The organism is Frankia sp. CcMO1, from assembly GCF_977945845.1.
In genome coordinates, this window is sequence record NZ_CDWTMG010000198.1 from 1 (window position 1) to 9,297 (window position 9,297).

At 71.9% G+C, this 9,297-nt stretch carries 7 protein-coding genes; all 7 read right to left on the reverse strand.

Annotation, left to right across the window (positions count from 1 at the left end):
• Window positions 1-87: 87 nt before the first annotated feature.
• The gene (locus tag AC08OU_RS18910; protein WP_476601456.1) at window positions 88-648 is read right to left on the reverse strand and encodes a MerR family transcriptional regulator; all 561 of its coding nucleotides are present in this window, start codon (window positions 646-648) and stop codon (window positions 88-90) included.
• Window positions 649-864: 216 nt separating this feature from the next.
• The gene (locus AC08OU_RS18915; RefSeq protein WP_476605442.1) at window positions 865-2,088 is read right to left on the reverse strand and encodes an aKG-HExxH-type peptide beta-hydroxylase; all 1,224 of its coding nucleotides are present in this window, start codon (window positions 2,086-2,088) and stop codon (window positions 865-867) included.
• A gap of 1,166 nt (window positions 2,089-3,254) precedes the next feature.
• Window positions 3,255-4,322, reverse strand: a complete 1,068-nt coding sequence (locus tag AC08OU_RS18920; RefSeq protein WP_476601454.1) for a hypothetical protein — start codon at window positions 4,320-4,322, stop codon at window positions 3,255-3,257.
• A 123-nt stretch (window positions 4,323-4,445) separates the two neighbouring features.
• A complete protein-coding gene (fxsT, locus tag AC08OU_RS18925; RefSeq protein ID WP_476601453.1) occupies window positions 4,446-6,068 on the reverse strand; it encodes an FxSxx-COOH system tetratricopeptide repeat protein in 1,623 nt (540 codons plus the stop codon).
• Entirely contained in the window at window positions 6,011-7,027 is a 1,017-nt protein-coding gene (locus tag AC08OU_RS18930; protein ID WP_476601452.1) for an NB-ARC domain-containing protein, read from the reverse strand. Before AC08OU_RS18930 ends, fxsT begins: the two co-directional genes overlap by 58 nt.
• 63 nt (window positions 7,028-7,090) lie before the next feature.
• Window positions 7,091-8,422 carry a KGGVGR-motif variant AAA ATPase gene (locus tag AC08OU_RS18935; RefSeq protein ID WP_476601451.1) on the reverse strand — a complete coding sequence of 444 codons (1,332 nt, stop codon included), beginning with the start codon at window positions 8,420-8,422 and terminating at the stop codon, window positions 7,091-7,093.
• Window positions 8,415-9,236: a hypothetical protein gene (locus AC08OU_RS18940; protein ID WP_476601450.1), complete on the reverse strand. Its 822-nt coding sequence runs from the start codon at window positions 9,234-9,236 to the stop codon at window positions 8,415-8,417. Before AC08OU_RS18940 ends, AC08OU_RS18935 begins: the two co-directional genes overlap by 8 nt.
• Window positions 9,237-9,297 lie beyond the last annotated feature (61 nt).

Genomic DNA, 9,297 nt, shown 5'->3' on the forward strand with positions numbered 1-9,297 from the left:
CGGATCATGCAATCGGAGAATCACCATCATGTCCACGGCCAACCCCGGGACGTACTTCCCGAGCAGGCCCTAGCGCGACCTTGCGCATCAGTGGACGGTCCTCTCCTGGTAGATGTCTTGATAAATGCTGATTTTGACGTTGATGGCGGTGAAGTTGCGCTGCACCTCGTCGAGGCGCGCCAGGACCCGGCGGCGATGCTCGGTCAACAGGGCGAGACGCTCCGCCTCGTTCCCCTCCCCGGCGCGCACCAGCTCGGCGTAGCGCGCCATCTCCCGGATCGGCATGCCGGTGAGCCGCAGCTTGGTCAGGAACGTGACCCAGCGGACGTCCTCGACGGTGTAGCGCCGATGGCTCGACGAGGCACGGGCGACCGGGTCCCGCATCAGCCCCACCCGCTCGTAGTACCGCAGCGTGTGCGCGCTGACTCCGGTGGCCGCGGCGGCCTCGGCGATCGTGAGGGTCCCGGCGGCCTCCGGTTCACCCCCCGGACCGACCGCGCACGGATCAACGGACCGGTCGCATCCATCCGGGCGGACCGCCGGGCCCAACCGCGCGCACCAGCCCTGATCCGGCTCCGCCACCATGACCGGAGACGGCGTCACGGCCGGCGGGGAGGACGTCACCGTGGGCGCCTCGATCGTGGCCATACGAAAACGCTAGGACTTGGAGTGCGCACGAAGTCAACGTGGCCCGCGGAAACTCGCTGTTCCGGATTCGCCGACTGCGTCATCGCGAACGGAGCGGGATGCGGCCGTCAACCGCCCACGCCGACTGTCGACGCCGGGTCGTCACACCGCGGGTCGCGTGGGGGCACGGCATACCCCCGGCGGGACGGCCTCCCCGCCGGCCTCCCCGCCGTCGGGTTACCGCCGGGCACCGACCGGCAGCGGCCTCGTCTCGAGAGATCGCCACGAGCGATCCGGATGGCCGAGGCCTCCCGCCGCGATCCACCGCGCGAGCGTGCGCGGGTCAGGGGTGGACCCGGTCAGCTCCCGAATCCGGACGCTCAGGGCCAGCAACGCCTCGGGGTGGTCGAGGTAGAGCCGGCGCTGCAGTCCCCCGGCCCGTCTGGCCAGCACCAGGGCCAGCCCCGCGAACGACTCCGCTCGCCCCGGACGGTCCTGCAGCTCCCGGCGGAACTCCGCGGCCGCGAGGCCGAGGTCTCCGCGCACGTAGAGCAGGTCCCCGAGGGTCGCGTTGACGGGCCAGGCCGCCGGATCGAGCCCGGCAGAACCAGCGAACCCGGCAGAACCAGCGAGCCCGCCGAACCGGTCGGGCCTGGCGAACCGCAGCGAGGTCAGCGCCTGCCGGGCGTGGCGGTGCGGGCTATACGGCTCAGTCTGGGGGACGAGGCGGGACGACGGCGGTACCGGCCGTCCGCAGGGCCGACCGGCCGCCCAGTCCCGCGCCCATCTCTCGATGTGGTCGCGGTCGGGCCGGCGGTTGCGCAGCCGCCAGACGACGGCGATGTCGCGCAGCACGGTGGCGGCGGTGGTAGTAGCCGCGATCGGCAGGTCAGCGGCAATCCAGACGTCGATCCTGGCGCCCAGGGCCGAGACGAACCGGCGGCCCGCCTCGGTGAGCCCGGCCGCCTCCCGCAGCACGGGCAGCACCGCCGAGACCGCGTCCCGGCACCAGGCGAACTCGTACGCCGCGCCCAGATCCGACCCGGCGCCGTCCCGGGCCCACCGCCCCGCCCAGAAGGCCGCGATCTGGGCGAAGGCGAAGGCGCCGTGCAGCAGCCGGGCGAGTGGCCGGGGGTCGGGCCGCCAGGAAGCGTAGTGCACGGAGCCGTCGTGCGGGCCGATCAGGGGCGCGAGATCGCTCAGCATCTCCAGTCTGGTGTGCGCCGCCTCATGCACGACGGCGACAGCAAGCCACAGCGCGCCGGTCGGCGGGCTGACCATCAGCGCGCCGAGCGCGTCGATCACGGTGACGCCGGTGCCGGGCCGATCCGGGACCTCGCGCAACGGGACCAGCGCCGACAGGACCGCGGCGGCCTCCTCCGCCCGCGCCCCGTCGTCGCCCGCGAGCACGCTCCAGGCGCCGTCGAGCAGGCGCTGCCACCGGGCCCGCCGCCGCCTCATCGCAGCGCGTGGCCACGGCCAGGGGAAGCGTGTCCGCGGCCCGGAACGGGTCGGTGTCCTCCAGCGTCAGCGCGATCCGGTGACCGTCGACAGTGCTCGACAGCGTGCGCGCCGGGGTCCAGCCGTCACCACCGGCCGGTCCCCGCCCGGGGCTGCCACTCAGCGTCACCCGCCGGTCGGACATGTGCGCGACGCCCCAACCGCTCGTGACCCCCGACCCGACGACGCCCACCGTGGGGATCGACACCAGCCCGTCGATGATCCGCACCGGCACCCGGCACGGCATCCGGGCCCGCAGGGCGGCGGCCACCGCGATCCCACCCACGTAACCGAGGCGGTCGAGGTCGGGTCCGGCCGCCCCGTGCCAGCACCGCCGCAGGCTGCCGGCGAGCCAGGTCCCGATCGTCGGGTGCAGGAGCAGGTCGTGGACGGCGTCGCGGGCCCGCCGCTGAGCGTCCCCGAGCACGCGGAGCGCCTCATCCACACAGGTGCGTGTCGCGTCGTCGAGGTCGGCGTTCTCGAGGCCGCGTAGCAGCGCCCACAGCATCAGCATCCGTTTGCTGATCTGACCCCGCAGCAGCTCGCGCAGCGGTGCGGCACCCGGCGGCCCGCCCGCCACGGCCTCGATATCCCGCGGGGTGATCCGGTGCCGGGCGGCGGGTGGGGAGACCACCCGACGGGCGGGTCCGGTAGGACGGGCGGGCCGCCGAGAGGCGGATGTCATGGCGCTACCGGGTGCGGGCCGTCCGCCCGGACAGGCGGCGGCCCCGGGCGGACGCGGCGGCTTCGAGGGGTCGGTGCCGTCCGGCATCTCCCCGAAGGATGTGGTCCTGGGCAGGTAGTCGGCCAGGTCCAGATCCCCGCCCAGGGCCAGGGCGACGTCCTCGGGCAGCGGCCCGCCCGGGTGGCCGATCCAGGCGGCGATCCATCGCTGCCATTCTCCCGAGGGTGGGCCCGCGAGGAAGGCAAGCTGGTCAGCGTCGACCTCGCAGAGATCCACCAGACCGGACGGCACGGGCATCAGATCGTGGGCCATGAATGTGGGGCCTCCCCACCAACGGGTACGCGCCGGCGCGACGCGGGGACCTGCTCGACGAAGAATACGCGAGGACATCGACGATGATCCCGTCCATCGACGGGATTCACCTGGCGTCATCTGGCGCCTTTCAACGGCCGTCCGAAGCCGTCAGTCGGCGGACGAGCAACTGGAAGCGGCGGTCGGCTTCGGACACCCGACGCTGATCCAGGGTGACGCCCATCAGGAACTCGTCACGGCTGAGGCGATGAAAGTACAGCGCGCCCTTCTCCACGTCGAGAACGGTGCGGGTCAATCGGCGGTTCAGGACCGATCGCAGCAGACCGTCGAGCAGATCGCTCAGGGCGAGGAACTCGGCGGCGACCTTGACGAAACCCTCCCGGCGGGCCTCCCGGCTCAGACCGACGAAGAATTCGTTGAGGTCGTCGTGGTCCATCAGGTCGGCGGCGCTCACCGTGCCGCCGCGCACCAGGGCCATGTACTGGAGGTCACCGGGCTTCAGGACGCTGACGGCCTGGGCCTGGAACTCCTCCTCCCGCGAGTCCCCGGCGGGTGACCAACGCCGTTTGATCAGCGATGCCCAGGGATTGGCGAACACCGGCGCCGACGGCCTCGGCAGCGACACGAATGGATGAGAGCCGGTGTCCGGGCTACCGTCGGCGCGGGTGGGCGACGGGAGGAACGTGCCGTCCCCCGGTGATAGCCGCCGTAGTTGGGGTCGCCGACCCCCCCGGGCCGCCCGGATTTCCGTCGCGGTCTGCGAGAGCGTCAGGTCAGCGGACTCGATGGCGTCCGCGCCGAGGGAGACCCCGACGATGTACTGCCCCTCGTCGACGTCGAAGTAGAGCACCGCCCGGTCCTGCGCGGCGAAGACCGTCCGGATCAGCCGCCCGTTGGCGAGACCGGCCAGCGAGGTGTTCAGATCCGTCATCCGGTGGTTCAGCTGCCGGCCGATGATCTCGTAGTCCCGGCGGGCCCCTTCCACCGTGCGTGAACCATGGAAATAGTCGGCCAGCCGCGGATGGTGCAGAAGGTCGGCCGACACCGTCGGCAATCCGTGGACGTAGTACTCGAGATACTGGGCACCCGTGACGGCCACCGCCCCGCGGAACTTCTGCCGGATGCCGTTGTATTCGTCACCGACATGCGGCGCGGTGACGATGTGGGGTTCGACAACATCATCAGGAACAGTCACCATCAGCTCATCCTTCTGCCGCTCCCGGCGGGTGGCGGCCGACGCCGGACCGGAAACCCCGCTCCGGGCGGACCGGCCGCCGGTGGATTGCCACCGTGCACTCGTCGCTCGGCCTCATCACGCTGCTCAGATGCTGGAGATGTCGATGTCGACTTCTCGATGGCCACGCCCGCCGCCAGCCTGCCGGCCGGTGAGGACCGCCAGGTTCTCCCGCATTATCGGGAGGTAGGGATGGCTTCTGTCCAGCGACATTTCAGATTCGCGCAACAGATCCTCGTTCAGCGCCCGGGCCGCCTCGGTCTCGCCGAGGGCTGCCAGGCTCGCGGCGTGGTTCACCCCGGCGGCCAGCGCGAACGGGTGGTGCTGGTAGAGCTCGTCGACCAGCGTGAGGTGGGCCTGCTCGGCCAGCGCGCGGGACTCCGTCAGCCGCCCGTCCGCGCGCAGGTAGATGGACAGATCCGAGCGGCAGACGTTCGTGAACGGATGCTCGGGGCCGTAGAGACGTTCATACTCCCGCAGGCACGACTCGGCCTCGACGGACGCCCGGTGGTGCTCGCCCAGCGCGTGCAGGTGGCCGGCACGGCTCAGCAGGCAGGCCAGGGTGCCCAGGTCGGACGCCCCGTAGATCTCGGTGTATCGCTCGAGCGTCTCACCGGCGAGGCGGCTCGCCGCGTCCGGGCTGCCCCGCAGGCGCAGGACGACCGCGAGATGCTTGTTGCAGCGCAGGGTCAGGTGCGTCGTCGCCCCCTCGATGCCGGCGAGGTTGGTCGCGGCCTCCCGCAGCAACCGCTCCGCCTGCTCCAGCTCGCCCAGCTCCCGATGGCAGATCCCGGCCCGCGCCTGCAGCCACCAGAACTGCGAGGTGCCCTCGGCCCCCGCCAGGCGCAGCCGCGCCATGGTGTCCAGGCTCAGGTGGAGCGCCTCACGGGCCCGCCCGTCCAGGAAGGTGGACAGTGCGAGGTTGCTCGCAGCCATGAGGGTGTCGAGGTGGTTCTCGCCGAGCCGGTCGCGGAAACCGACCAGGGTGCTGCTCTCCTCCGCGGCTGCCTCGGTGTACCGGCCGAGCTCCCGGATGTCGATGCCGTAGCTCATCGCGGTGATCAATGTGTGGCGATGGAAAATGCCCAGATGGCGCCGCTGGCGGGCGAGGGTGTCGGTGTTCAGGTCGTACGCCTCCTGGAACCGTCCCAGGCCGCGGAGCACCATGGCCAGGTGGGTGGCCATCCGCAGGGTCAGCGGGTCGTCCGCTCCGAACAGGTCGCGCCATCTGCGCAACGCCTCCTCCGCGATGCCGCGGCCCAGCTCCAGCCGGCCGGACCGCCACATCACATACACCTGGGACACCAGCCACTGCCGAACCTTGGGTGCCGGGCTCTCCATCGCCTCGGAGGCCAGGATCTGGCCTTCCAGCATCCGGTAGATCGGCCAGCCCGCGGCGGCCGAGGGCCGCGGAGCGGCCGCGGCGATGTCCGCGAAGACGCCGAGCACCACCTCGCGGGCGGCGGTCTGCTCGGCGGGCTGCATCCGTTCGACGAGGAGCCGCTGCCAGCGCGCGGCGAGGCGGAACTGACCGTCGGGTGCGGTGTCGATCTCGGCCAGCCGGGGCTTACGGATCTCCGCCCACAGCTCGGGCAGCACGGTCGGGTCGGCGATCGCGTCGTCCCCTACCGCCTCGGCGAGATGGCGCAGCATCACCGGGGATTCCAGCAGGCCGAGCGGCACGCCCTGCGGGGCCAGAGGAAGGCACACAGTTCCAGCAGCCGGGCCGCCGCCCGCCGGGTCGCGCGGTCGCTGGTGCGCAGGGTCTCGAACGACACCGTCCAGGTCGCCTGCTCGGGTGCGACCCCGGCGATCTGGGTGAGGTAGGCGTCGACGGCACGGTCGTCGACCGGCGCTCCCCGCCGGTCCTGGCGAAGCCGCCCGACCGCGGTGCGCAGGCCCGACGGCTGATGCCGCAGCCGCTCGGCGATCATCGCCAGCCGGTCCGCACCGACCTCGGGCAGCCACCGGCGCAGGAACGCCCGGCTCTCGGCCGGGGTGAACGGGCCCACCCACAGCGCGCCGGGTTCACTGTCCCAGGCCGGGTCCGCCGAGGTCAGCAGGACATGACCGTTGCTGGTCGGGATGGGTAGCAGCCCGGCCAGCATCTGCGAGTCGGTGGCGCCGTCGTAAACGAGCAGCCAGCGCGGTGAGGGGTCGCCCTGGCGCAGCGCGTCCAGGGCGACCCGTTCGAGCTGCTCGCTCGGGGAGCGATGCGCGCCCGGGACGTCGCTGCCGGGACGCAGCCGCTCGGCGAGGTCGCGCAGGCCCGCCCGGACCGAGGCTGCGTCACCCGCCGAGATCCAGTGCACGATGTCGTAGTCGGAGCCGAACCGGTGCGCGTACTCGGCCGCGATGGCGCTCTTCCCGACGCCGTCCGGGCCGAGCAGGGGGCACAGCCCGCTCGGTCGGCCCCCCGGCAGCAGTCGGTCGCGCAGCTCGTCCAGCACCGCGTGCCGCCCGATGAACGGCTGGGCGAACCCGGCCGGCACCGACCAGAAGCGGGGCCGGCGGGCCGGGTACCGGGGAGCGACCACCGGCAGGTCATCGAGCCGGGCCCGCGGAACGGGCAGCCCCAGCCCTTCGAGGACCACGACCCCCGCGTCCCGCTCGTTCCGCGCGGGCAGGGAGATAATCTCGGCCCCGTGGTAGGCGGGGTCGAGCCGCATCGAACCCACCTCGACGACCACCACCCCCGCCCGCGAGCCGCGCTGGCGGATCCGGGTCTGGACCTACTCGCGCACCAGGGACTCACCCGGGGTGTCCGGGCCCAGATGCGGTAATCCGATCACGATCAGTGACTCGACAGCGGGGAAGTCGGCGGGGGTCAGCGCCGTCGGGGGCAACGGCCGGATCCGCACCCCGGTGGCTCCCAGCACCGACGCCAGCCAGTCCGCCCAGGGCCGGTCCTCGGGCGCTCCAAAGATCGTCACCGACCGCGGAGCGGGCGGTCCGTACTGCTCGAAGTCCCGCAGCACCCGCTCCCGGTCCTGCGGCGGGACGCCGCGCGCATCGATCGGGGCGCCGGCGAGCTCTCCGGCGAGCATCCGGTAGGCGGCCTGGACGCCGAGCCGACTGGCGGGATCCTCCTGGAAGGCCGCCAGGACCTCCTCGTAGGCGTAGACCGCCTTGTAGGGAATCTCCAGGCCGATCAGAAAGCTCCGCTGTTCCTCCGGGTCGGAACCGCACAGGTCGGCCAGCACCGGGCGGAAGGCCTGGAACGCCGCGCGGCGGCGCAGTTCCTGCTTGCGCTGCTCGGTGTCCTCGACCCGCATCGGGACGGGCAGCACCCGGATGTCCCGCTTGCTGTTCCGGATCTCGCGGGCCACCCCGGCGCCGCCGTCGATGGACTGGTTGTTCAGCGCGATTCCGATGACGACGGTGTCCGGCAGGAGGTGGGTGCAGACGCCGGCCGCGTCCGAGGTCCCGGTCCGGCTGTCGATGAGGACGTAGTCGTAGTCGGCGAACCGCATGCGCTCACGCAGCGCGGCGAAATACGCCAGGCCGTCGGCCTCCTCGAACAGCGTCGACCAGGGCACCGTGGCCGCCAGCACCGCGCTCGTGGATGTCTGCCGGCCGGGACCGAGGAAGTCGATCCGCCCGACGCCCGGGAACCCGGGCCACTCGATGGTCTCGATGTTGTGCCGGAAGTCGCCGTGCAGGGCGATGATCTCGCGCACCGCGTCGGCGTCCGGCAAGGAGGCCTGCTCCGCGGCTGTCGACGGCGACGCATCCTGAAGCCGGTCGATCTCCCGGATGAAACCCTGGAGCATCTCGGTGACGCCGTCACTCGAGTCCAGCTCCCTGTTCTGCAGAAACGGGCGGAAATACCGGTGCAGGCCGGGAGACTCCAGATCCCAGTCGACGGTGAGAACCCGCTTACCCGAGGCGGCGAGCAGCCAGGCGACGTTCGCCAGCGCCATCGTGCGCCCCGAACCGCCCTTGTAGGAGTAGAAGGTGATGATCTGCGCCGGCCTGCCGGCGCGCCCGCCCGGGGTGTCGTGACCCGCCGGTTCCGGTGGTTGCCTGGAAAGTTCCGGTGGTTGCCTGGAAAGTTCAGTCATCGTCATCGTCCAGTTCGGCGGCGCCGGCACGACGCAGGATGGGTCGACGGGTGTGCTCGGGATCGGCCATCCGCCATCGACGCTCCCGGCCACCGGCTCGGGCCGGAGCCATGGCCGCCGGGGCCGGAGCCGTGCGAACCGTCGAGGCCAGGGGTGCCGTCTGGGCCGGCGGGATCAGCAGCGTCGCGGAGCCGCCGACGGACCAGCGGGTGCCCGGGCCCCGACCGGCCGACACCCAGTCCGTCCGCCCCGACCGCTCGACGAACTCCACGTCACGCGTGGACAGTGCCGGCGGCTCGTCGCCGCGGGCACGCACGATCAGTTCACTGACCCGTTCGGTCAACCGCTGGTACCAGACCGAGGCGGAGCCGGTCCGGATCAGCTGTAACGCGCCGCTCGCCGTGTAGCCCGCGCCGAAGTCGCCGACGAGCATCCCCGCCTCCGCGATCTGAGCCGGCACGGGTACCGATCGGATGGACCAGGGGACGCCGACCAGCGCCGGGGAGCTCCGACCGGTGAAATGGTGGTGCCACCGCAGCCGCTCCCGGAACAGCGACCACTCCAGCAGGCACTGGTGGTCGGTGAAGTAGGCGTCCGAGTACAGCGCCACCATCACCGGCGCCAGGAGCGCATCGGGATTGGAGCGGCCCCCCGCCGCCGCCGAGGGCTCCGCCGCGCCGGCCGCCTCGCCGGTGAACACCTCACGATAGCCGAGGCGCTCGTAAACCGCATTCTGTACATCTCCGAAGAAACGTTCGACGTAGCTGCTGTCACCGCCGGCGAGCGCGTGATGAACCAGAAAGAACGGTGTCACAGGTCCCCCTCACGCCGTTTTTCGGCGCAGGGCCTCTGCCCTACCATTGCGGCTCTTCGAA